The sequence below is a fragment of the Leptothoe sp. LEGE 181152 genome (assembly GCF_032906605.1).
GTDB classification, from domain to species: Bacteria; Cyanobacteriota; Cyanobacteriia; order Phormidesmidales; family Phormidesmidaceae; genus Leptothoe; species Leptothoe turfae.
Map to the genome: position 1 here is coordinate 288,605 of NZ_JASATU010000047.1, position 23,474 is coordinate 312,078.

General features: G+C 49.0%; 22 protein-coding genes. 8 read left to right on the top strand and 14 right to left on the bottom strand.

Translation table 11 applies throughout. The features are described 5' to 3' along the window. The first annotated feature begins 27 nt into the window (after nt 1-27). Nucleotides 28-1,695: a hypothetical protein gene (locus QGP82_RS23895; protein ID WP_499061255.1), complete on the top strand. Its 1,668-nt coding sequence runs from the start codon at nt 28-30 to the stop codon at nt 1,693-1,695. Nucleotides 1,696-1,725: 30 nt separating this feature from the next. On the opposite strand, the gene QGP82_RS23900 is transcribed toward QGP82_RS23895, so the two are convergent. Together QGP82_RS23900 and QGP82_RS23905 are read right to left on the bottom strand one after the other, a co-directional pair. Continuing rightward, nucleotides 1,726-5,358 (bottom strand): M23 family metallopeptidase, encoded by a 3,633-nt coding sequence (locus QGP82_RS23900; protein WP_499061256.1) that lies wholly within the window; start codon nt 5,356-5,358, stop codon nt 1,726-1,728. Between the two features lie 57 nt (nt 5,359-5,415). Beyond that, on the bottom strand, nt 5,416-6,003 hold the full coding sequence (locus QGP82_RS23905) for a tyrosine-type recombinase/integrase (protein ID WP_499061257.1): 588 nt from the start codon (nt 6,001-6,003) through the stop codon (nt 5,416-5,418). 292 nt (nt 6,004-6,295) lie between these two features. On the opposite strand from QGP82_RS23905, the gene QGP82_RS23910 reads away from it, so the two are divergent. Next, entirely contained in the window at nt 6,296-6,607 is a 312-nt protein-coding gene (locus QGP82_RS23910) for a hypothetical protein (RefSeq protein ID WP_499061258.1), read from the top strand. Here the strand turns inward: QGP82_RS23910 and QGP82_RS23915 are convergent. The 3 genes from QGP82_RS23915 to QGP82_RS23925 all read right to left on the bottom strand — a co-directional run bounded on the left by QGP82_RS23915 (nt 6,604) and on the right by QGP82_RS23925 (nt 8,337). Further along, entirely contained in the window at nt 6,604-6,987 is a 384-nt protein-coding gene (locus tag QGP82_RS23915) for a helix-turn-helix domain-containing protein (protein ID WP_499061259.1), read from the bottom strand. The two genes, QGP82_RS23910 and QGP82_RS23915, sit on opposite strands and share 4 nt — an antisense overlap. 216 nt (nt 6,988-7,203) lie before the next feature. After that, nucleotides 7,204-8,025 (bottom strand): formylglycine-generating enzyme family protein, encoded by an 822-nt coding sequence (locus QGP82_RS23920; protein WP_499061260.1) that lies wholly within the window; start codon nt 8,023-8,025, stop codon nt 7,204-7,206. Nucleotides 8,026-8,067: 42 nt separating this feature from the next. Further along, entirely contained in the window at nt 8,068-8,337 is a 270-nt protein-coding gene (locus tag QGP82_RS23925; protein WP_499061261.1) for an SUMF1/EgtB/PvdO family nonheme iron enzyme, read from the bottom strand. Between the two features lie 89 nt (nt 8,338-8,426). Here QGP82_RS23925 and avd point away from each other — a divergent pair, with 89 nt between their 5' ends. After that, the gene (avd, locus tag QGP82_RS23930) at nt 8,427-8,816 is read left to right on the top strand and encodes a diversity-generating retroelement protein Avd (protein ID WP_499061262.1); all 390 of its coding nucleotides are present in this window, start codon (nt 8,427-8,429) and stop codon (nt 8,814-8,816) included. Between the two features lie 29 nt (nt 8,817-8,845). Beyond that, complete coding sequence (locus QGP82_RS23935) at nt 8,846-9,916, top strand: RNA-directed DNA polymerase (RefSeq protein WP_499061263.1); 1,071 nt, start codon at nt 8,846-8,848, stop codon at nt 9,914-9,916. A gap of 77 nt (nt 9,917-9,993) precedes the next feature. Here QGP82_RS23935 and QGP82_RS23940 read toward each other — a convergent pair whose 3' ends face one another. From QGP82_RS23940 to QGP82_RS23975, 8 genes are all read right to left on the bottom strand, one after another. Beyond that, entirely contained in the window at nt 9,994-10,842 is an 849-nt protein-coding gene (locus tag QGP82_RS23940) for a formylglycine-generating enzyme family protein (protein WP_499061310.1), read from the bottom strand. Between the two features lie 61 nt (nt 10,843-10,903). Then, a complete protein-coding gene (locus QGP82_RS23945) occupies nt 10,904-13,612 on the bottom strand; it encodes an SAV_2336 N-terminal domain-related protein (protein WP_499061311.1) in 2,709 nt (902 codons plus the stop codon). Between the two features lie 14 nt (nt 13,613-13,626). Then, entirely contained in the window at nt 13,627-14,637 is a 1,011-nt protein-coding gene (locus QGP82_RS23950; RefSeq protein ID WP_499061264.1) for an AAA family ATPase, read from the bottom strand. Beyond that, the gene (locus tag QGP82_RS23955) at nt 14,634-16,454 is read right to left on the bottom strand and encodes a VMAP-C domain-containing protein (RefSeq protein WP_499061265.1); all 1,821 of its coding nucleotides are present in this window, start codon (nt 16,452-16,454) and stop codon (nt 14,634-14,636) included. Before QGP82_RS23955 ends, QGP82_RS23950 begins: the two co-directional genes overlap by 4 nt. Nucleotides 16,455-16,462: 8 nt before the next feature. Continuing rightward, complete coding sequence (locus tag QGP82_RS23960; RefSeq protein WP_499061266.1) at nt 16,463-16,798, bottom strand: CU044_2847 family protein; 336 nt, start codon at nt 16,796-16,798, stop codon at nt 16,463-16,465. A 275-nt stretch (nt 16,799-17,073) separates the two neighbouring features. Further along, nucleotides 17,074-17,349 (bottom strand): GIY-YIG nuclease family protein, encoded by a 276-nt coding sequence (locus tag QGP82_RS23965; RefSeq protein ID WP_499061267.1) that lies wholly within the window; start codon nt 17,347-17,349, stop codon nt 17,074-17,076. After that, the gene (locus QGP82_RS23970; protein ID WP_499061268.1) at nt 17,339-17,686 is read right to left on the bottom strand and encodes a hypothetical protein; all 348 of its coding nucleotides are present in this window, start codon (nt 17,684-17,686) and stop codon (nt 17,339-17,341) included. The genes QGP82_RS23965 and QGP82_RS23970 overlap by 11 nt, the downstream gene beginning before the upstream one ends. Next, complete coding sequence (locus QGP82_RS23975; protein ID WP_499061269.1) at nt 17,679-18,227, bottom strand: hypothetical protein; 549 nt, start codon at nt 18,225-18,227, stop codon at nt 17,679-17,681. The genes QGP82_RS23970 and QGP82_RS23975 overlap by 8 nt, the downstream gene beginning before the upstream one ends. Nucleotides 18,228-18,691: 464 nt before the next feature. Here QGP82_RS23975 and QGP82_RS23980 point away from each other — a divergent pair, with 464 nt between their 5' ends. From QGP82_RS23980 to QGP82_RS23995, 4 genes are all read left to right on the top strand, one after another. Further along, nucleotides 18,692-18,847, top strand: coding sequence for a hypothetical protein (locus QGP82_RS23980; RefSeq protein WP_499061271.1), 156 nt, complete (start codon nt 18,692-18,694; stop codon nt 18,845-18,847). 162 nt (nt 18,848-19,009) lie between these two features. Further along, on the top strand, nt 19,010-20,131 hold the full coding sequence (locus QGP82_RS23985; RefSeq protein ID WP_499061272.1) for a Fic family protein: 1,122 nt from the start codon (nt 19,010-19,012) through the stop codon (nt 20,129-20,131). 1,281 nt (nt 20,132-21,412) lie between these two features. Then, nucleotides 21,413-21,658 carry a hypothetical protein gene (locus QGP82_RS23990; protein WP_499061273.1) on the top strand — a complete coding sequence of 82 codons (246 nt, stop codon included), beginning with the start codon at nt 21,413-21,415 and terminating at the stop codon, nt 21,656-21,658. 118 nt (nt 21,659-21,776) lie between these two features. Next, on the top strand, nt 21,777-22,592 hold the full coding sequence (locus QGP82_RS23995; RefSeq protein ID WP_499061274.1) for a site-specific integrase: 816 nt from the start codon (nt 21,777-21,779) through the stop codon (nt 22,590-22,592). Nucleotides 22,593-23,064: 472 nt separating this feature from the next. Here the strand turns inward: QGP82_RS23995 and QGP82_RS24000 are convergent, their stop codons facing one another. Beyond that, on the bottom strand, nt 23,065-23,463 hold the full coding sequence (locus tag QGP82_RS24000; protein ID WP_163702527.1) for a hypothetical protein: 399 nt from the start codon (nt 23,461-23,463) through the stop codon (nt 23,065-23,067). Nucleotides 23,464-23,474 lie beyond the last annotated feature (11 nt).

A 23,474-nucleotide genomic window follows, 5' to 3' on the forward strand; every position in this document is an offset into this window, starting at 1 on the left:
ATTGCTTTTTTCACTGCCTTGGAACCAATGGTCAAAACAGTCCCTCGCTACAATCCACCGACTGAACTTAACCGTGAACAGCGCTCAGCCTCGATCCGATTTGACATCCGGGTCATGACTCGGACTGGTGAGGTGCTAATCGATTTTGGTGAATTCGGGGATCTTATCTCCTACAACGATGCTCTTAGCGTGGAATCGCCTGCAGGTTCTTTCAACCTTAAGATGCGGGCAACGCTGGCTAATGAGGCGTTGTTGAAAAAACTTCATCCTGGAATGTTGATTGAGGTTTACTGCGCCCGTAACGCAGACCCACTAACCAATGTAGAAGCGTTTGTGCCATCTCTTGGAACACCGCGTGTATTTCAGATACAAGAGGATGGTTCAGGGCTGGCTGATGAATTTAAGCCGGTAGAAGGCGCAGTGCAACCTCCACCAGAACCAGAGGAAGCTGATTATCTCGACAATGCACCATACCTGCTGATGCGTGGGGTGACTACAGCCTATGGCCGATCTACGACCGTGGCATCTGGATCGGGTGCAGAAACACTGCTTACGTTGTCCGGCGAGAGCTATGGCAAGGTATATAGAGATGCCCAAATCTTGGTGGATGAGAAAGCACCAACGGCATTGGGCAAAGCTCTGGAGGTGCGCAACAGCACTCAAGCACCCTGGACTGTAGTACCCCTTTATTACGGGATTTTGCGCCATTGGATAGAAGACTTTTGGGAAGAACCAACCGGATGGGAAGCACGCACCAGACCTATCCCAGTTCCACCAGACATCATGGCAAGAATTTCGGAAGGGTCTGCCTGGTCTGCACTGAAATATCTCAGTGTCCAGGGTTTGTTCCATATGTTTGTGGATCACACTGGTGCAATCTGTTGGGAAAAGCTACCGTATTCGGCTAAATGTGATGCGCTGATTGATGAACCGCTAAAAGCTTTGGGTTCCGGTGAATTGCGTAACTGGGAAGATTTACCTCTGATCGAAGTGCCCAGCTGGATGATTACGACCTGGGCTGATCGCATTAGCGCAGATAGATTAGCTAATTACATTCGCGTCAAACTAAATGAGTATGGCGGTGCAGCGGTCGGTGGGTCTACCTTGCACGCTGGCCAGGTTCATAACATGGGCTCTATTCGGCAGTATGGCGGCCCTCGCAAAATGGAGATTCTCTATCCTGCCAGTCGAGGCACTATCCCCCTGGAACAAGTCACCGGTCTAACTGATAGAGATGTTCGCATGCGGTCATTTATGGACCGCTGCGCCCTAGAGGTTGTTCGATGGTATGACCGGCCCGTTCAACGGTGCATCCTGGGATTGAGAGGAGATGCGGTCTGGCGGATTAATACAAAAATCTCACTAAAAGAAGATTGGGCCAGTCGTGATGCCCGCCCTGGCGAGTATTACATCATTTCTCGTGCTCACAACATCAACCTGAAATCCGGTCAGTGGACCACCCAGTTGGAATGCTTACGAGATCGCAGGACTCGATATTTAGGAATTGGCCTAAAGCCAGTCGAGCCAGATGAGATGGGGACTGCGGCAGATGGATTGGAATTACCAACAGAATCAGATGAGTACTGGTGGTTTGATGTCAATGCCCAGGGTGGCAGCAATATTGTGAAAATTGAAGACTGGCAAGCTTTGGTAGGACCGCTCAGACCCGTGTGCGAAGTCATGGAAACAGCGTGATCGTGTACCTTTCCGACTTGTACACGATCATCAGCTGTAACTATAGTCATCAGACGAATCTGGCTGACTGCGATCGGTGCCAAAACGCCATTGCCGTTCAAACTCATCAACAGCTGCTACGGTTCCTTCATACGCCTCTTGTCGCGCATTTCCGCTAGCCCCATTCACATTAACCGTGATATTGAGAGTCAAGGGACCACCAGTGGCAGATGAGCCCCTTCTGCCAGAGCTAGCACCGTCGCTTCTTTCCCAGGGTGGAACATAGGGGGTTACGTTGTTACGAGCTGCACTGCTAGTGGCGTAAGGTGTTCCAAGATATCCGGTGTTGATCCCAGAAAACGCCTGCATCAAGTTTTGCGCTTCTTGGACCCATCTTCTTGGGGCATCAGGATGAGCGCTGCGTTGGGTGAGATGGGACTGAATATAGACATCGCCCGCAGCCCGTGATCGATTGTCCAGCATGCCAGGGTTTGAGCCACGTCCATGGAAGAACGATTCGATCGCAAAGTCTAAATCCTGGATCTGCCCTCTTGAGCCCCATTCCATCGATGGCCGTTGCTGGAAAATCCCTAAACTATCTCGATCTCCACCACTCAGGTTAGTTAAAACACTTTCCTGAATAGCGGTAGCGATCGCAGCCTGAATCTCATCGTCGGTGGCTCCAAATTCATTGCCACGCTGATAGATACGTTGAGCGATCGCGAATTGCTCTGGGGTGATGGCCTGCCCTTTAACCGTTAAGCCCTCTGGCATTACACCATTTGGCATGGGTCTTGGTGCAGTGCCACCAGCCGGTAAACCGCTCAGCATGGTTGTGGGATTCACCCATTCACCATCCACCCGCACTCGATAGTCTAAGTGGTCTCCAGTGGATATCTCAGCAGCTTTGGCCCTGGCGCTAGTATGGGCAACCTCAGCAATCTTCTGACCTGCCGTTACCCGGTCCCCTACTTCGACCAACGCATCAGACGTGTGGATGTACCATTCTTCAATCTGTTGGCCTCTTTCATTAACCGACTGAATAGCAATCTGTAACTGATCCGCCAGTGGCTTAATCTGAGATACCGTTCCACTTCTGGCAGCAAGGACGTCAGTTCCCCCGCGAACTCCAATATCAATACCCTCGTGAAAGTCACGTCCCCAGGGAAGAGTGCGCCACCCAAATCCGGATGTGATGCTGGCATCGTCCAGGGTTAGACCGCGAATCGGGAACTGGGCCACCCCTGATCCACCGCCCATGGCACTGCCCCCCATGGTCCCACCGCCCAAGTTCTGTAGTGTATTCACCATCGTGGCAATATCTACCGTTACTCCGATCAAATCCCGAAGCGATTGATCAACGGCTGGCATTAAACTGGCTGCATCTGCGATCGCACCGAGATGGGCTTCCATGAGTGGAAATATCTTTTCAGTTTGTTCGGCTTGATATTCGGTTATTTGAGCGTGATATTCAGCCGATAGGGCGAGTACATCAAACTGTTCTGTGGCCAGGGTTTGTTTTTCTTCGTGAAGTTCTTTGGTGAGTTCTGTGTACTCGGCGCTAAACCCGATGAGATTTTCTAACGCTTGGAGTAAATCGCCTAGAGTGTTGCCACCTCCCTGGATAGCAAAGACCTGATCACCTTCGGCAAACTGAAATGTGTTGTATCCCGGTTGGGCGGTGACCCCATCACCAGGGGTATCGTTAAATCGACCATGGATAGCCCTACCTAATTTCCGAGTGACATTGAAAGCACCGATTGGGCCACCAATAAAATCGAGGGGACCCAGATTAGCATCCTGAAGAACTTGGCCAACAGCACTATTTCGTATGCCGTCAATCATGCCACCGGCAGCACCCCCAATTGCGCCAAGCCGTTCAGCAAAGTTGTTGTCCTTCGCCCATTGCGCGAGAGACTTCGCCGTTTCTAGTCCTTGTTCTACAAACGGAATCGCCTGATCCGTGATGAATGGAATGGCTGTTTCATTAATGAACGTGCCAAATCGGTTCATCACAGACAGGATGGTCTCTTCTATTGCCGCCAAGTCTAAATTCTCAGATATCCATCCATAGATATCGGCCATCCATTCATCCGTCTTGGTCATTAAGTTCTGGAAGTTGGCCATGACTTCCATTTGCTTATTGTGTCGGTCTGCCTCAGCCTGTCGCGCCTGGTCCGCAGGCGACATATTCAATTGCCCCAATAACTCTGCAACTCGCCCAGAGCCATCCGCTGTTCCCGTCGGTAATTGCCCACCGTTTGCGATCTCAAGGTTAGATAGTTGTTCGAATGCCCGCATATCCTGAGCAGTGGCATCTCGACCGATGAGACCGGGTAGGAGCTGGGTACCCATCAACCGCTGAAGGTTGACATTGCCAGCCATCTGAGAGCGAACAAAATTCGGATCGGCAGCTGCCGCCGCTTGAAACTGCTCGCGACTCATGCCGGAATACTGCATCATCTGATCACCCAAGAAATCCATGGCCAAACCAGCGTTTGCCATTTGGGTTTCTTGGTTAGTAAACCGTCGGTCAATTTGATGTTCGGCTACGCCAGCTAGCCGTAAATATCCCGCTTGAGTGGAGTATGGATCACCCGCCCCACCCATCGACAAATACGTATTCATCCCAGCCTGAGCAAACTGGGGATTCTCTCTAAAAAACCGGGATGCTCGTGCATCGGTTCCGGTCAGATTCGCCAAAATGCCTTGGAGCTGACCAAAGGCGCGATCGCTCATCAGTGAGCCAGACTGAGCCACTGACTGTGTACGAGCCGAGTTCATCAACTCGCCATACATCTGGATATTGCTCTCAAATCCAGCTGAGATAGCACCGCCCACCACCTGCGCCATGTAGTCGCGGAATTCTGAGCCACCGCGATCGCCACCGGTTTGGACATAGCCCTGGTACAGGTCGATGGTCGCTTCAGCATTCAGACCTAGTGCCCGAGTCAGTTGTTGGATCGAAGGGACCAGTTCAGCCGCTTCACCTGCACTCCCTGCAATGCGAGATGCCTGTAATCGGCCCATCTGCGATAGGGTTTCTTCTGCTTTAAATCCTTGCTCAGTACCTAGGCCATAGTCTAATAGTGGCGATAGTTGGTCTATCCCACCAAAGCGCCTGGCCAGATCTGTTGCATCGGCTGTGTAAGCACGGGCACCACCGGCACCAGTCGATAACCCCTGCAAGAAATTACCAGCCATCCCGCCAATGCTGGCACCGGCAGCCATCCCACCAAGGCCAAACGGCAAGCCGAGTACCCCACCGATCGCACCACCGGCAGCCCCAAAAAAGTTACCCTGAGCAACTTGATTGACAGTTTGATTGCCTAGATTTAGTAGTGCATTGGCTTGTTGCCAGGCAAGATTACGCTGAGCCGTTTCATTTGCCTTGCGAGAGGTTTCAGCACTCTGTGAGGTAATCTCTGTGAGCGATCTCACTGCGGTGATCAATTCTTGCCACGGCACATTGTCACCCGGAGTCCCCAAAGCACCCTGCAATGCATCATGACTGGCTGATGGTGATGGCATCGGTGGAAAAACACCGCTCATGCTAGTGCCGACATCGATGCCAGCCTGCATTCTTTGCAGAGTATCTTGATGCCGTCTTTCTAATTCCTGGCGATCCGCATCATAGGAATCGAGATCGATACCAAAAATTAATTCGACTTTACGTTTATCCATGGGGTAGTACACAAGACCTATCCCATTATGAAGCCGATACAAATGTATTGATAAAAATTAGGCAGCGTCTTTCTTAAACGGGTCCTCAATGCCACTAAAGCGATTTGCGTCTAACTCTGTATATGTAACGGTGTTTTGAATATTCTTATGGCCCAGGTATCCTTGAATCACTCGGATATCATGCCCCTCATTCACCAACCAAAACCCGCAGCTGTGCCGCAACATATGGGCATGGATGCCACCTGGTAACCCACGAGAGAACGCTTCATCCCTCAGCCGCTCTACCATCCTGCTAAAGGTAACCGGAGTCATGCGTTTTCCTGATTCAGTAACAAACACATACACATTGGTCCGTAGCATCAGGTTCAATAGCTCTAGCTCACCTTGGTACAACATGTGAGTTGCGCTAACGCTTCCTTTAGATCGTCGTACATAAATAGAACCCTGAACCAGATCTAAGTCATCCCAACGCATACTGACCAGCTCATTGGCTCGCAAGCCATGATAAAAGGTCATCAAAATAGCGAGCTTATTTCTAATTTTGTTCTGACCGCGAGAACAGTGTTCAGCGATCTCGGCTAAGGTAATCACCTCATCCAACTTTAAATACTCTCGACTGCGGTAATAGCTGTTCTCTTTTCTCATGGCGTGAGACTGCCTTAAACTGTGCCGACATCTCTAGTGTGCATAAAATAATTGAAAAATGCACACTAACCCAAGCAAGTTTAACGAGATTTCAGGGGTTTCAGCGAACAGCCTTCAATTCTGTCCGTAGGATGCTACTTCTTGGGCAACTGTCACACTCAAAAGATGCTGTTTACACGTTATTTTAAGTATTTTTAGTCTTACTTCAAGACTGGGTGAGACAAGCCATGTCTACTTGTAAACCAGTTGGTTTCGTCATAATGGAGCAGGTAATAGCACATCGGTACTATCCATGGCCTATACGAAGCATCTATTTAAATCTGAGCAGCCCAGGGGAAATCCGATATCGTTTCGATTGCCGGTCAGCATCGATGCCCAGATCAGAAGCGCTGCTGCTGGCGATTTATCTGGCTGGCTGTGCCAAGCTGCGATCGCATACTTGCATCGCTCCATAGAACTCGATGCTGTGGCAGCTGAACTGGAACGCCCATGGACCAGTAACGAATTTCGTTTAGAGTTGCGACGTTTTCTGATTGCCAACGGTACCCAGATGGATCATGGGACAGCTCTATGGCAAATTTGTCAGGAAGAAGCTCAGCCTTAAGAATTTTGAGTACCACCCCACTCTTCTATTAAGAGCTGAGCAAACTTCTCAGGCTGAAAACCTGGTAACGTTACCACCCATCGTGCTGCCTCACGCATTGTCTGTGGATATAGCGCTCGTAACGCTTTCAGTGCAGCTATTCCTGTGTTAGCAGCTTCACCAGCAGACCGAAATGGCTGTTTTCGCGCCTCTATTAAGGCTATATAGGCTGTCTGTTGCAGCATATGGCTATAATCGCGTGCCAGTCCTTTTGTGTAGCGTCGGACTGTCGGTTCTGAAACACCATATTCCTTTGCTAATGCTGCCTGAGTTTCTCCACCAATGTAACGTTGACGCAACTCGGCTAGTTGTTCATCATCCAGCTTTCGGGATGGAGCCATGACCTATTTGATCCATATGACACAGTAATCAGATCGATCATATCGGCTAAACCCCTATGTAGCAAGGTTTTTAACCGTTCTGCACCGCCGTTTATAGAGAAAGTGAGATCGCATCACGACGCTCACAGTTCCTAAAATTCGGTCTATTATCGCTGCCGTTTTAGGGTGATAGGGTAAAGTTCCCAGGCAAAGCCTGAGAACCAGAAGGGTAAGAGGCTACGGAAGAGAGCCTGGGGGTGCGCTTACAACTCGAAAACCGACATCGTAGTTGCGGTAGCCGGGTCGATCGTCGTCGCGACAGGCAGAGCGGCAATTCTCTGGATTGAGGAACCAGGAGCCGCCGCGCAAGATACGTCCGGCCTCATTCCCCTCAATCATCCAGGCCCTGCCATCCGCGGGTGCGCCTGCATAATGGTCATGCCAAATATCCTGACACCATTCCCAAACATTGCCATGCATATCAGATAGACCAAAGTCATTAGCAATATCAAAATGAGCCACAGGTGTCGTTTCTTGTTGGTATTCTCCTTCGGGACCATTGCCATAGGTGCGCGTTCCACGATAGTTGGCCACTTCAGTAGTCAGAGTTTTGCCAAAGTGAAACTGCGTCGTTGTGCCTGCACGACAGGCATATTCCCACTCCGCCTCACTGGGCAGTCGATAGGGTCGTTCTGTATGAGCCGATAGCCTCGCACAGAACTCCACAACGTCATACCAGGTCACACGCTCTACAGGTCGATCAGTCCCTTTGAACTTGGATGGATCAGCCTCTAACTCTCGTTCCACTATGGGCATCTCCGCTACCGCTTTCCACTGAGCCTGAGTTACTGGATAACGGCCCATGAAAAACTTAGATACCGTCACCTCATGCTGGGGACCTTCACTGTCTTGTCGCTCCGGTTCATCTTCTGGAGAACCCATCGTAAACGTACCACCAGGGATTAGTAGCATCTGCAATGGTATGGCATCACCCAGGCCCTCTAGAGGCTCAGTGTAATAACTCGTCGTCGCCGTTGTCCGCCGCAGGGTAAGGGCCATTGCATAGAATTCTGGGTAGGGCCAGTTAAGTCGTCGGTTTCCCTACCAAAGTAACTGACCCAGGTTGATTTTTGGATACCTCAATGGGTATCGCCGGAGTAGGCTCTGGACTCTTCTGGGGCACACCCGACAGATTCCCATCTGCCAGTTCTGGCCAGCCTTTCGGCAATAGAAGAGTGCTGGGGGCGCACTCACAACTCGAAAACCGATATTGTTGTTGCGGTTGCCGGGCTGATTGTTGTTGCGACGGGCGGAGCGGCAAAACTCTGGATTGTTGATCCAGGAGCCGCCGCTACGCGGCCTACCCCACATTCAGCATACACAGAACCCTGGTGTGGCACACAAACCTACAAAGCTAGCTGGGCATTCTGCAATGGGGTATCACTGCAATCTAGACCGCCATGGCCATTGAGCTGCCTATCATTCAAAAAACCTACGATCTGATCAAGTGGTACATACCAATACTCAATAAGCTACCTCGTGATCATCGGTTTTTATTGGGCGATCGCATTATCACCACCCTCTACGAAATCCTGGAAGAGCTGATACTCGCTCGCTATCAGCGCCATAAGCTTCCCCAACTCCAGCAACTTAACAGCAAGCTAGAAATCCTGCGCTATCAAACCCGACTGCTGCTGGATTTTGACCTGCTTTCCCACCGACGCTATCAATACGCTAGCCAACTCATCAATGCCATTGGCACAGACCTCGGTGGCTGGATACGTCAGCAAGAGCAGAAACCAAGGCCAAGGGGCAGAAACTCAGACACCAGAAGCCCTCATCACGCCTAACGTCTGACTCCCGTACCTGACCCCTGATTATGAAACGTCACGGCAATCTTTGGCCCCAGGTCATCGCCTTTGACAACCTGCTGCTGGCCTCACGACTGGCCCAGAAAGGCAAACGATACCGGCCCAATGTACTCGCCTTTAATGACCGGCTAGAGGCAGAACTGTTAAAGCTCCAGACTGAACTCACCCACTTCACCTATCGACCAGGTAACTACCGCACCTTTAGAATCCGCGATCCAAAACCGCGCATGATTTCGGCAGCTCCCTACCGGGACCGGGTTGTCCACCATGTCCTCTGCAATGTGATTGTGCCATTGCTGGACCGCACATTGATTCACCATACCTATGCCAATCGCCTGGGCTATGGCACCCATCGGGCGCTAAAACTATGTACCGACTGGGCACGACGCTATAGCTACTGCCTTCAATGCGATATCCAGACGTACTTTCCATCAATCGATCATGAAATTCTCAAGTCCATTATTCGGCAACGGATCAAGTGCCCATCCACCCTATGGCTGATTGACACCATCATCGATGCTAGTAATGAGCAGATACCCGTCATTGAATACTTTCCAGGGGATGATCTGCTCACCCCGATAGAGCGACGGCGGGGGCTGCCCATCGGCAACCTGACCAGCCAATTCTTTGCAAATCTGTACCTTAGCCCCTTCGATCACTTTGTTAAACGCCAGCTCAAGCTTAAACACTACCTGCGTTATGTAGACGACTTTGCCGCCTTCTCAGATGACTGTCAGGAGCTGGCTGATGCTCGATTAGCTATGGAAGAGTACCTGACCACCCTACGGCTAAAAATGCACCCTATTAAAAGCCAGTTGTTTGAACCTCGCTATGGTGCCAATTTTGTCGGCTTTAGGATTCTGCCTGATCGCATCCGGGTTCGTAATGATAATGTGCGCCGTGCCCGGCGACGGTTGAAATACTTGCAAAAGCAGTATGCCGCTGGGGCAATTGAACTAGAGCCACTGGTACAGCGCCTGCAGAGCTGGGAAGCCCACCTTAAGCATGGCAATACCTATCGCCTGCGGCAAAAGGTATTTGAACGCCACACATTTATTAGACATGCAGAAGAAACGTGATGCTCTAATACCCAGTCTCCGGCTAGGTAAGAGGGTAATGGTTCCAGGCAAAGCCTAGGAACCAGAAGGGTAAAGGGCTATGGAAGAGAGCCTGGGGGCGCACTAACTACTCGAAAACCGAGATTGTCGTTGCGGGCGTCGGGCTGATTGAGGTCGCGACGGGCGGAGCGGCAATACTCTGGATCGAAGGCCCAGGAGCCGCCGCGCAGGATGCGATATTCGTCATTACCATTAGTCATCCAGGCACTGCCATCTGTGGGTGCATTGTTGTAATTGTCATGCCAAATATCCTGACACCACTCCCACACATTGCCATGCATATCACATAGGCCAAAGGCGTTGGCTATACCAAAGTGATCGACCGGAGTGGTTTCTTTTCGATATTCACCTTTGGGACCAGCATCGTAAGAACCTGACCAGCCAACCTCTTCGTTGTCAGTACCCCGGTAGTTTGCAAAATCAGTCGTAATCGTTTCACCAAAGTGAAAAGGCGTCATTGTCCCAGCACGGCAGGCGTACTCCCACTCTGCCTCACTGGGGAGTCGATAAGGGCGGTCTGTATGGGCTGAGAGTCTTGCACAAAACTCCACAGCATCTTCCCAAGACACCTGCTCCACAGGCCGATCAGTTCCCTTGACCTTGGATGGGTCAGCCTCTAATTCCCTTTCCACCGGGGTCATCTCCGCCACAGCTCGCCACTGGGCCTGGGTCACCGGATACCTGGCCATAAAAAACTGGGATACCCTCACCTCATGCTGAGGGCCTTCCCTATCCATACGCTTTAGCTCATTCTCCGGAGACCCCATTAAAAACTTCCCCGCCGGGATGCGCATCATCTCCAAGGGACGCACACCAGCAGCAATCGGCTCTTCGTAATACTGATTTTGCCCCTGACGTTTGTTAACGGTGACAGCTTGAGCCTGCATAGTTGCAAAGGGTAAGAGGGCAATGGTTCCAGGCAAAGCCTGGGACCAGAAGGGTAAAGGGTTACGGAAGAGAACCTGGGGGCGCACTCACAACTCGAAAACCGATAAAGTAGTTGCGGTAGCCGGGCTGATTGAGGTCGCGACGGGCGGAGCGGCAATACTCTGGACCGTTGATCCAGGAGCCGCCGCGCAGGATGCGATATTCGTCATTACCATTAGTCATCCAGGCACTGCCATCTGTGGGTGCATTGTTGTAATTGTCATGCCAAATATCCTGACACCACTCCCACACATTGCCATGCATGTCACATAGGCCAAATGCATTGGCAATCTTGAATTCCGTTACTGAAGTCGTTTGATTCCGGTCTTTTCCCTTAGGACCATTGCCATAGGTGTTGCCATTGTAGTTAGCAACTTCAGTCGTTAGGGTTTCGCCAAAGTGAAAAGGCGTTGTTGTCCCTGCCCGACAGACATATTCCCACTCAGCTTCGCTAGGCAAACGATACAGACGGCCCGTCTGGCTCGATAACCGTTTACAGAACTCCAAAGCGTCTTCCCAAGACACCTGCTCCACAGGCCGATCAGCCCCTTTAAAGTTAGATGGATCAGCGTTTAGCTCACGGTCCACCTGGGACATCGCCGCGACTGCCCGCCACTGGGCCTGGGTTACCGGATAGCGCCCCATCAAAAAGCCTGCAACCGTTACTTCACGTTGTGGACCTTCAATATTAAGGCGTTTAAGCTCATGCTCTGGAGACCCCATCAAAAAACTACCACTGGGAATCGCCACCATCTCCAGTGAGATATCTGCTCCCAATTCCTCCACAAACCGATAGGCCTGGCCACGGGTCTTGGTCACCACCCAGCGCTGCCGCCGTAGAAAACCTGTACGTTTACGCTCTAACGTCGCCACCTGAAACTCAAACAGCTCCAGCCCATCATCAGGCAAACTAACTGTGACAATCTCAAAGTTAGCAGTCTGCAACGGTGGGTACTCCACACCCAGCTCATCGTCAGAATCCACCAGTTTACCCTTAGTAAACTCCAACACCTCCAAGGGCGGATACTCCACTGCATCCACCTGAGTGGCAGGCCGCACCTCCTCCTCTTCTGTCTCTACCGCCTCCACCAGCTCTGCATATTGCCCTCCCAAACGGCGCAGGGCCTGCTTTGTCACATTGGCAAATTCCACAAACTCGCTGCCTGCAGTCTCCAACTCATCCTTCAACCGCAGCAGCGCCATAAAGCTGTAGATCGACCTACCTAACTTGTTGCCAATGTAGGCTGATACTTCATTCAGCACCTCTTCAGCCGAGTCCGTCCTCACCGTATCCACCAACAGCTCTCGCACACCAGCCACAAACTGATAATGCCGCTGCTGGTCAAACAAACTCCCCTGAGATGGTTGTCTTGCCCTTTCGCCGCCATCACCATCAGGCTTTACCCGCTCAATCAGACCACTTAAAAACACCTCCGCCACATGCAACGGTGACGACTCTGGCAGCAGCTTCGCCTGGATGATATACACCAGTGACAGCTCCACTGGCACCAACGCCATTAACGAGGCCAACTCTCTGGCCGTTTGCGATGCCGTTTGACTAAATTGGTTAACTAATTGCTCTGCATAGTCTGGTTCAGTCTGGTTAGCCACGGGGGCATCGGCTATCGATTCTGGCTCGTCTAACTCATCCAACAGCTCATCTAACGGATACCAAATGCCCGCCGTTTGAGTATCACCAAACCCAGCTAAAACCCTGGCCCACTGAGCCATTGATGATGGGTCTAACGTGATTACCGGCAGCTTTAGCCCAGATCCATACTCCCCATGAAAGTCCTGCGGCAGTGGGTCCACTAGCTGGGCGTTGGTCCTCCCTGGCCCACGAGCTGAAAATGTGGTTTGTAATCCAGCCTCCAGAGCCGTACGTGACCACATGCGCGACGGCAGCATTTGCAAAATCGCCAGTGGGCCATGTTTAGCCCACTGATTCAGATAGTCAGTCTGTAACCGCCCCTGCCGCCATGCCGGAGAAATGCAATCGCTGATTACCAATATCAGCCGTCTCCCAGAAGCATCGATCAGTCCCTTTGGATTTCGGGGTCGAGGCATGGCCTCTGGAACAGGACGCTTGGCATACAACGCCATAGAGCCACCAGCAGAGGTTTGCAAGTACCACACCGTCACGGTACGAAACGCCCCTTGCCGTTCTAATACCTGCTGAAAATCTCGAATCGTATCGCGCCACAAAAAACTAGAGGCAGAATCTTCAATAACCAGGGCCAGCTCCAGCCATCTTTCTCGGGCAGGCTGCACCATGGTCATACAAAACTGACGCTCGGCAGTTTGTTCCGCCGTCGCCTCTTCGTCCAACTCCGTTTGGGTGTAAGAGTCCACTCGCCGCATCAAGGGTCGTAGTGAACGCCCCAACGCTAACGTTCTACGCAGGGCCGGAGACGTTGGTGTTGGAAATGGGATGCCCTTATTGGGGGCTTTAGTTTTCTTAGTCTGAGTCTGCTGGGTTGTTTGACTGTAGAGAGAAAACTCAGCAGCTGAGGAGGGCGGAGCTGGCGGCGCATTATCGATCTCAATTTCCACAGTATCGCCAGGCTCTGGCTCTGGCTCTGATTCCTGACTTTCACCCGACTCTGGTGCATCAATGTAGCTCGTCAACCACAATAAATCGGCAATATTCTCCCCATCCCAATCAATACCCGCATTTTTCACACAGGCAATCAACGTGGCTAAGTTATTAGAAGAGAATTTCTGCTGCACCAATGGTTTGACTCCTAAGCCCCTAGACCCGATAAAGGCTTCAGAATCTTTTTGAGTAGGTCACTATTAGTAGATAGGTCCGGAGTCCCCTCTTGCAGTAATAGATAAACGGCATTGAGCAACTGATCTGTCGCCAACGATTCTTGATCCTGATCACGCTTCTCCACAAAGGCCTTTATCACTGGCTCTGCCTTCGTCAGCACTTCAGGATCTAACGCCTCCAAGTGACGCTTCACAATATCCGCCAGCTCATCCTTTGTAGGCTCACCCATATCCAACCGAATACAGCGCCGCAAAAACGGTGGTGGAAAATCCCGCTCACCATTACTAGTCAAAATCACAAACGGGAAAGCATTACACTGCACCTGCCCCTTCTCGATAGTGGCCGTGACATCTTCTTCGGCATAGGACGTCCCCACATTCACCGTAGGCAGCACTTCTTTAATCCGCTCCAGCTCATCAATACGAAAGCGACCTTCCTCAAAGGTGTGGAGCAAATCATTGGGCAAATCAATGTCGCTCTTATCAATTTCATCAATCAGCAATACCCGAGGCCGCTGACTCCCCTCAGGCACAGGTAACAGCGCCGTCCCCAATGGACCCAAGCGAATGTACTTACCAATGGCCTTGAGTGCATCAGCCCGATCTCTGGGTGGATCATTGGCCTGCTCAAACTGAGAATCTTGCAAGCGACCAATGGCATCATAACTATATAGTCCTTGCTTCAGAGTGGTACGTGTCGTAATCGGCCAGTACAGCACTTCCCCCAGCTTTAGCTCATGGGCCACTGCATAAGCTAACGACGTCTTACCCGTCCCTGGTTTACCCGTAATCAGCAACGGTCGCCGCAAATAAAGTGCCGCATTCACCAGCTCAATCTGATCCTCACGCGCCTTAAACGTGGTTCCCTTTTGCTCCTGATACTGACCCACATCTTGAAACGCTCGCCACCCTGGTGGAGGCGGCAAACGGTCTAGATCATCATGAGGCTCTCCAGTCCCCTGATAGATTTTCCAAGAGGTCATAGGCTGGCAGCAGATAAAGGGGCATTTGTCGTCGGAGGCACTCGATTGGGATCATCCCACAAGATTGCTAAATGATGCCCCAGCTCTGGCGATTGAGCATATTCCGCCTCAGAATCTAAAGTATCTGTATTACGACGTATCTCTAACACCTGCTTAGGCACATTTTTGAGCGGAGAAGAAAGCACTTGATCAAGCAGCACTGGAGCCCAATCCTTATCAATCTGGTTATCCCGCACCCAAACGGCTAAAGGAATACCTTGCTTAGCCAGTAGTTGAGGATCGCTCTGAGGATTCAATGACGTTAACTTTTGGAATCCTATAACCCCAGCCTCCTTAAGTCCTTGACCATCAGCAAACACATCATGGGCTGGCACATTGGCTTGAACGTCTTTAAATTTCCATGCTTTTTTCCAGCGAGAATTGGCCCTGAATCCGCCCAGACCAGAACGGTTTTGCAACGCCAACATCACCTGTGGACAATCCTCATATCCAATCCCTATAGGATCTTCTTCTTCTCCCGGTATTAAGCGCTCCCAAGACTGATTCAACAACGATGGCGGCAATACAAAATACAGCGTTAAGTCACTAGGGTCACATTCATACTCAGACCCACCACACAGCTGCATTAGATAGCTTTCAATCAAAATCGGTAAGTCCCTATAGGAAATAGATTGCTCTGAGAGATGGGCACAGTCTTCGTCTTCTGGAGAGAACAAAAGTCTACGGGACCCCTGAAAAGTTTTGGAGTTGTACTTTTCAGGATCTAATACGATCCATGCTTCAATCGATAGGCTTTCCCGACTAACATCCTCTTGAATATTGACTAACAGCATCGGATGATTGGGCGCAATCCTCTGCTCTTGATGCTTTATTTTTAATGCCTGCATCATTGCCTTAGCGACTTCAAAGTCCTTTGCAAAACGAGCACCCCATTTTTCTAAGGATTCTCTGGGTGCCGTTATCATTTGACTATCTAGCTCAAGCCATAGAGCAGCTACAAACTGTACTAGTTTGTCTTCATCCTGTTGAGCACCAGCCGTTGCATTTGCTAACTCATCAATAATAGCTGGAATACTTTTCTGCACTGGAGTAACGGCATTTTGAGACCGGCACAAACCATAGGCAAATTGGATCACATTGCCAGGGATAGACTCATAGTCTTGGAAGATATCCAAAAGCGTTTGCTGACGAATATAGTTCAAAGGTCGTCGCAGCAGTTCCTGCGGAATCATATAAGCGGAGTTCACCGACTCGCGTCGCTTTTCAGCGGCTACAGCCATCCCAACCACAGCTTTTAGCGCCTGATCCCAAATTGGAGCACCACTAAAGCCTTTTTCCACCGGACGGTCCTCACTCATGAGTGAGTCAAACTGTATCCAGCCTTTATCATTAGGACCACGAAAAACACCAGTCGCCCAGATACCTCGGTCATGGCCCTGGGGAAATCCAAATATTACTAATGAATGCTCCCAGTAGGATGGGGCTGGATGTAATGACGTACATTTTGCCTCTGTAGGAGTTGCTGCCGCTAACCTCAAAACCGCCATATCTTCCACAGCTTTTACATGGGAAACCGGCAACCAAAAAACGACGGACGCCTCCAGCTTTTGCCCAGGATCCAGCAACGGAAAATCAACCTGTACCGACTGCTCAGGCGCAACTTCTGTATTCTCAGGCAAGGTCAGTGCTGCTGCCACCACATGGGCACAGGTGAGCACATAGCGATCAGCCACTAAAAACCCAGCACCCACTACATTGCCATTAGCATGATAAAACCGAACAACGGAAGACTTTAGCGGTTCGACAGGATCGGACATCAGTCAGTCTACGACTGCCCTCCCCACTTAAGCTTCACCTCAAAGGTGACCTCACTACCCACCGAGCTAAATACTACACCGGCCTCCGCACTCAACTTGAGACCAAAGGTAACCTCCACCTCATCAGCAGGCGTCGTTAAACCCGACTTCAGTTTTGAGACCACTGTTGAGGCAACGGGCTTAATCGCATCCAGGGCCTCATCCAGGTTTTTCTTGGCCTTGTAGACCATTTCGCTAGTTTCGGTCAACGCTACGCGCTCAATAGCATTGGAATTAGGCTCATCAATCTCAACCAGAAAAGGAGTACCGTCTTCTAAGGTGAACTGAGCTAACGCTTTATCCATGAAGATCCAAGATTTTGAGTAGCAATACTAAATTAGCAACAATCCTGAGTGCATAAATTCGGGAAACTTGATGTTTTATTAAAAATCGGATATTAATACCCCATTATCAATACCTGATTCTTTATCCATAGCCTATTAAAACCGGATGGATGGATGGGGTGTCATAGTCAGTGTTGATGTCTGAGAGTAAGAAAAGCTAGCTAATCCTGGCATAGTTAGACACCAATTCATACCAAAGACAATGAGTTGAAAGTTGACACATCAAATGTCCACCTTCAAGCACCTAATCGTTCTGATGGGTTCCTTTGATTTAGCTCTGGTGCAAAACAACGATAGGCAAACGCTTCGGCCCGATTCAAATAGTGCGGCTCCACCTCTACCCAGTCAATGGTCCAATCTAAACCATACTGAGAGACGAGTGTTGGAAAGAGATGGTGCTGCTGCCAGCGTTTTTTAAGGTTGATAGCCTGACCAACATAAATAACGCGATCGCAATGCCATACCCGATAGATCGCACTTACCTTAGGTAAACTGCCTATATCAATCATCATTATCAGCAGCTTGATCCATAGCAACACGCTCAGGATGAAAGACTAATGAGCTCCGATTTGGCTTATTCGCACTACATTCCCTAGTAGCACGCTCCTCAATATCAGAAATACTCAGCCCTATCCAATCCCCATCCTGTCGTAATTTCTTGAGAACGTATTCCCACGTTTTACGGCGGCGGAAATCACGACCCTGACATAAAGTTTTGTACTTTCGCTTCAACTCTTTAGTAGTAGCTGCTCCAGAAATGGCATAGCATTCCTGCTTAATAGCTACTAACTTCATGCCTTGAAGACCAGACCGCTTCTTATTCTGAGTCCGAGCAGTACTCTTAGCCATCAAAAAGCAACTCCTGAAGCTCATCGAGTTTTGCTTTTGAATTTGCGCCGTAAATGGCCTCTACCTTACGACGAATTTCAGGATCGGCAAATTGAACTACCTTCAAAACCATTTCCTTCTGACGACGATATCGTTCATTCCAAGACCTATACATTGTCTGAGATTTCTTGAGGGTCTTGGTTGCGTCATGAATAGCCTGCAAATCCACACCATCATTTAAACCCAGAATTCGAGAGATTGACCGTGCAAATTTAGCAAAGAGGGTATTGGATTTGCCACTTAGCAAATCGATATTTTCAGCTCGAAAAGCATTAATAATTACATCTGCAGCCCCTTGCGTCAAAGCTTTTTGCTCAGCCGGAGCAACATTGCCATATTTTTTTCTATGCTCCTCAAGCAAAAACTCATAGTTAGTCGCTCGATGACGTAGGTAGTTGAAAGTTTGCCGAGAATTATAGTCATCAGGAACTTTAGCCAACAACTCAGGTTTTATTAGTTTTACTGACGCCCGCAGCTGTTGGGCAATAGTTAGTTGAGTCATCGACTAAATCTCAAGAATCAGAATACGCAAAGCAAAAAAGCGCTCACTACTTTATTAATACGCATCAGTACCAGAAAGATTCACTACAAGTAAATGTTCTTCATTAAGGCAATATTCATATCTAGCAAAGCTTACAAGGCCTTTGTATAAGCATCCGAAAATTGTTCTAATGTATTACGCTAACCCCGGCTCATTCATCAAAACTCGAATCAATCATCTAGATAAGCTTCTATCAAAAGCATTGACTTATATAGGGAATCATTCATGAATTCTCTATATAAGTCAAAGGGACTTGATGACGAGGTTTTCTAGCAGGTCGCTCAGGCTGAGCTAAAAGTATGGACATGACGGACCCGTGTTGAGTGCCTAGACATGTACTACAGACTATAGGCGTTCCTATCGCCCCATGGGTATCGCCCGCTAATGTGGCCACTATTCTAAACAACAACAGCAGAACAACAATAATGTCCGAAATTGAGCGTGCTGAAAATGCACGCATCTCTAATACGTCTACCGACCTCAAGTGGGGTAAACACTATCGCAAAAGTGGTACATATTGGCAAGTCAACGCGATGGATCTGGAAAAAGTTATTTTTCTCCCTCCAGAATATCGTCCGTAGACCGCTCTGCCATCCTGATTGGCTGAGCAATACTGAATCTAAGAAGCAATAAAAGCATTGCTGATGCAAGTCAATGTGATGTATGTATGACTTTGTCAGCAGCATAGACCCGTTGAAGGAGTAGGGCTCAACTATGATCCAAACTGAGGAGGTACTGAGCTAATGGTTTTTCAATATCATTACGACAAATTTCCTCCTACCAACCTTGACTGGGCCAAACTCGTTCCCTTTATCGGCCCTGCCCAAGCTGCATTAGCCCGATATGACGGCATCCTAAAGGCCGTACCCAATGCCCAGGTTTTACTATCGCCCCTTATCTTTCAAGAAGCCGTTCTGTCCTCACGGATCGAAGGTACCCAGGCAACACTTGGTGAAGTCCTGCGGGTAGAAGCTGGAGACGACGAGCCAGACCTCACACCAGACAAACGTGATGATGTGCAAGAAGTGCTCAACTACCGCTCTGCCATGTGGCAATCGGTACAAGACCTTGAAAATTTGCCCCTTTCCTCACGGCTTCTGTGCAATGCCCATAAAATACTGCTCCAGGGGGTACGTGGACGCAATCGCAGCCCTGGTGAATTTCGCCGTATCCAGAATTGGATTGGCCCCAGCGGCTGCCCCCAAGAGCAAGCTCGCTTTATCCCCATTGCCCCTCAACAGTTAGCCGAAGGTATGGGCAAGTGGAATGAATTTATCAACGATAAGGATTTTCCAGATCAGCTAGTGCAACTTGCCATCGTCCATGCCGAATTTGAGTCTCTGCATCCTTTCCTAGATGGTAATGGTCGCTTAGGACGGCTAATTGTTCCACTATTTTTGTTTGAAAAAAAGCTGCTCTCATCCCCATCTTTCTATATGAGTGCCTATCTAGAGGCCAATCGTGACACCTATTACAATCAGCTGCTAAACATCTCTGCAACGGGTGAATGGACCAACTGGTGTAATTTCTTCTTAAATGCCCTGAGACTCCAGGCTGAAGAGAACGGCATTAAAGCAGAAGCTATCCTGGGTCTGTATGAGCAATTGAAAAAAGAAGTCCTAGAACAGCTTAATTCTCAATACGCCATCCAGGCTCTGGACTTTATATTCCAAATGCCCATTTTTAAGTCCACTGACTTTATTCAGAGAGCTAACATTCCCGATTCCTCCGCCAAACGCATACTTCGGCTGCTTCGCGATCGCCCTGAACTACTGCTGGTCCTAAGAGAAGGTTCTGGACGTAAGCCAGCTATTTTAGGATTTGGGCCACTGCTGAATATCGTTGAAGACGACTTCGTGGTTTAAAGCCATGGGTACCTACATCAACCCTTTAGAAAGAACACTTGTACTTTTTTTGTCGGTTATTTTTGACCCACAAATAAAATGGTCGGTCATGCTTTTGAATTTTTGACCCACAAACTTAAAAGCATTAGCACCAGCCACCTGTTTAGATTTCAACCCATTTTTCTAGGCTAATTTCCACAAACGTCTTACAGTTCAAGGGTTTTCTGCTTTAGATGCAGATTCCCGATCCATTTGTGGGTCACCTGTTAACCACAAACTCATTTGTCGGTCATTTTTTGAGATTTTTGACCTACAAATTCAGGAGTAGTTAATCTGAACCATAAAATCCTGTTTAGATACAAGCTGCTTTCTCTAGCCTAATTTTTGCAAAACTCTTGCCAAATAAAGGTTTCCTTCTTTAGACGCTAATTTCCGATCCATTTGCAGCTTTTCATAACAGAGACTGAGATGCCTTCTGCTCAGTTAGTTCAACCAGTAGCGGGCAAAAACGCCGCAACCACTCCAGTAATGTGATGGGCCGGAGACGTCCTAAGCTCTTGCGGCGAATGAACTTGCAGAACTCAAGAAATTTAGTAGGCAGAGTTGCGATCACATCATCAACTATCAGAGGCAGTTCCTGCACTTGATCGATTGACCCCTTTATTCACTGACCACTTTCCTGGCTTGGACCGCTCCTTCCACAGTCGATATAAGCCCATGAGCATACGGATCGCCATACTCACTCTGCGTTGGAGTCAAACCGAAACAAACACCAGCAGTTGGGGTCGAGTAAAGCAACGCTACCGATTTTCTAAGAGTGATTGAAGTTCCAACGCGCTCAAAATATCGTCCACGACTTTGAGTTTGAATCCTTCAAGATTAGTGGCTTTAGTTTTTGCTGCCATGTCAACGATGTCTCCACAGCTATGTATAGGGCTGAAACCTATATGGTGAAGGACTTTCAGAGATGTGGAGGACTTAAAAAAGAGTGTGTAGGACTACGTGTAGGACTGAAACCCATGTGGTGAAGGACTTTCAGAGATGTGTAGGACTTTCCTATATGCTAGGTTTGGTGGTGAAAAATAAAAAACGACTAACCTATATAGTTGCGGTTTGTCAACTCACTTTCAATGAATTCCCCTGTAATCACTGCTATTAAAGACTTTTAAGTACATAAGCTTACGCTTTTGGGTAGTAGGGGTCGTGGGTTCAAATCCCGCCGCTCCGATTAATGAAAACCGCTGGTATCAGCGGTTTTTGTGTTTTTAAAGCCAGGGTTCGTCAAGTATCAATTGGTCGACGGTGACGCCTGAAAGCGTCATTGTCACGTCACAATACGCCATAAACTGGTCGATAGTTGGTCGACGAAAACTGGTGATTGAGCCTAAGCAAAAGAAAGCCCGTAAGGGGCAAATCGCACTACATGTAGATAAAGGGTGGCTTCGACTGCGGTGGAACCACCAGGGAAAGCGTTACACCATGGCGGTGGGCTTGCTCAATACACCGGCAAACCGCAGCTTGGCAGAGGCTAAAGGGGGCCATCATTAGAGCAGACATCCTGTCTGGTCAATTTGATAAGTCTTTGGTCAAGTACAGATATGAGTCGGTCGATAGCCTGACAGTCGTTGACCTCTATCAGAAGTTCGTTGACTGGAAACGTCGATAGGTGACAAAACGCTCACTAGATAAGTATCTTGGGTTGAGATCGCAACTTGAAACTTACTTTGGTAGCCGCCAGGCGGAGCGGGTTATTGAGGACCATGCTTTAGACTTCCGTGATTGGCTGGTAAAACGCCTAGCCCCGTCAACAGCGAAGGAACGTATCGGCATGATTCGCAGTTGCTGGAGCTGGGCGATCGGCAAGAAGCTGGTAGCCGAAAACCCATGGGTCAATGTCAGGGTGAAGGTGCCTCCGAAGCAACGCCCCAGACCCTTTACTCAAGATGAATATGGCCGCATCCTCGACGAGTTTGAAGCTAACCATGCCCATTACTTGGACTTTGTTAAATTCCTGATGGGGGTTGGTTGCCGGACGGGTGAAGCTGCCGGTTTGAGGTGGAAGCACCTATCGGAAAATTGCGATCGCGTCTGGATTGGTGAGTCGTGGGGACGTGGTGAGCGGAAGCCGACTAAGACCAATCGGAGTAGAGCATTTAAACTATCGCCTGACCTGGTCGCTATGTTTCGAGCCAGGCGATCAGCCACGGTCCGTGACGATGATTTAGTGTTTACCAGTCCCAAGGGTAACCCCATCGATGACCATAATTTTAGAAAGCGACATTGGACACCGGCGCTGGCCGCTGCCAATGTGCCCTACCGCAAGCCGTACAATACGAGACACAGTTTTATCTCTCAGGCAATCGACCAAGGTTGGTCTATAAGCGAAATAGCCTCCATCACTGGCAATAGTGAGGAGACTATTTTGAGGCACTATACGGGCAGTGTGAGAGGTGAAGCGGAGCTTAAGTCTGTTTGGGGTTAATTGACTCTTGTCTGGAGTTTAACAAACTATCCAATACCCATGAGCATCAGCGTACTCGTCGAATATAAAGTCTGAAACTGCAGTGTCTACAACCAAGTAGTTAGCAACAGATTCATGTATTTCAAAACGGGATTCTGTCATATCTAAAACTAACCAGAGAAATTGGTGCTTAAGTCTGTTTGGAATCTAGTTAATCCTGAAGTGATTTTAAGATAGTAATAAATTCAACAATAAGATGATGCTGTGCTTGCAACAGCTTTCTTTGGGCAGGTTGAAAATTACTATCAAGTTCTACTTCTAATCTCGTCTTTCTACTTTCGTATCTCAGTAAGTATGAATCAATCATATTCAGAAGGTTTGCGGGAGGATGCAACTAGTCAACGTAGTTACGCCCGTTTCACTCATAGCCCCCAATGAAGGAATGGGGCTTGACCTGTGTGACAGTTAGCTACTTTAGGCCCGACTTAGTCCACTAGACTTTTAATCCAGATATTGCCTTGAGATATTGAAGATTTTCTAATCTCTTCAATACAGGCATCGGAGTTTTCAAACCAAGTTTGTTCATAAGTTGCTCTACTATAACAACGGCATAAACTGTTGTCTGCTGTAGCTCCAACAACGCCTGGTATAAATCTCTTTGGCCGGATGAGAGTGTGCCATCGTATTCAGACTCAACAAAAATGCAATAAATGTTTTCTTGTTTTTGTTGTTTCTCGCTACTGGATGCATTAAGGAAGGGCGTATCTAAACCTCCTAGCCAGTTCCATGAATGCGATGGGGTATTTGAAAATGATTTTCCAGCCGTATCCCAATACCAAACTCGCACACCTTGTTTTTGAGCTTCAATCTTGATTTCATCATAATGTCCCAAAATCCTGCTAT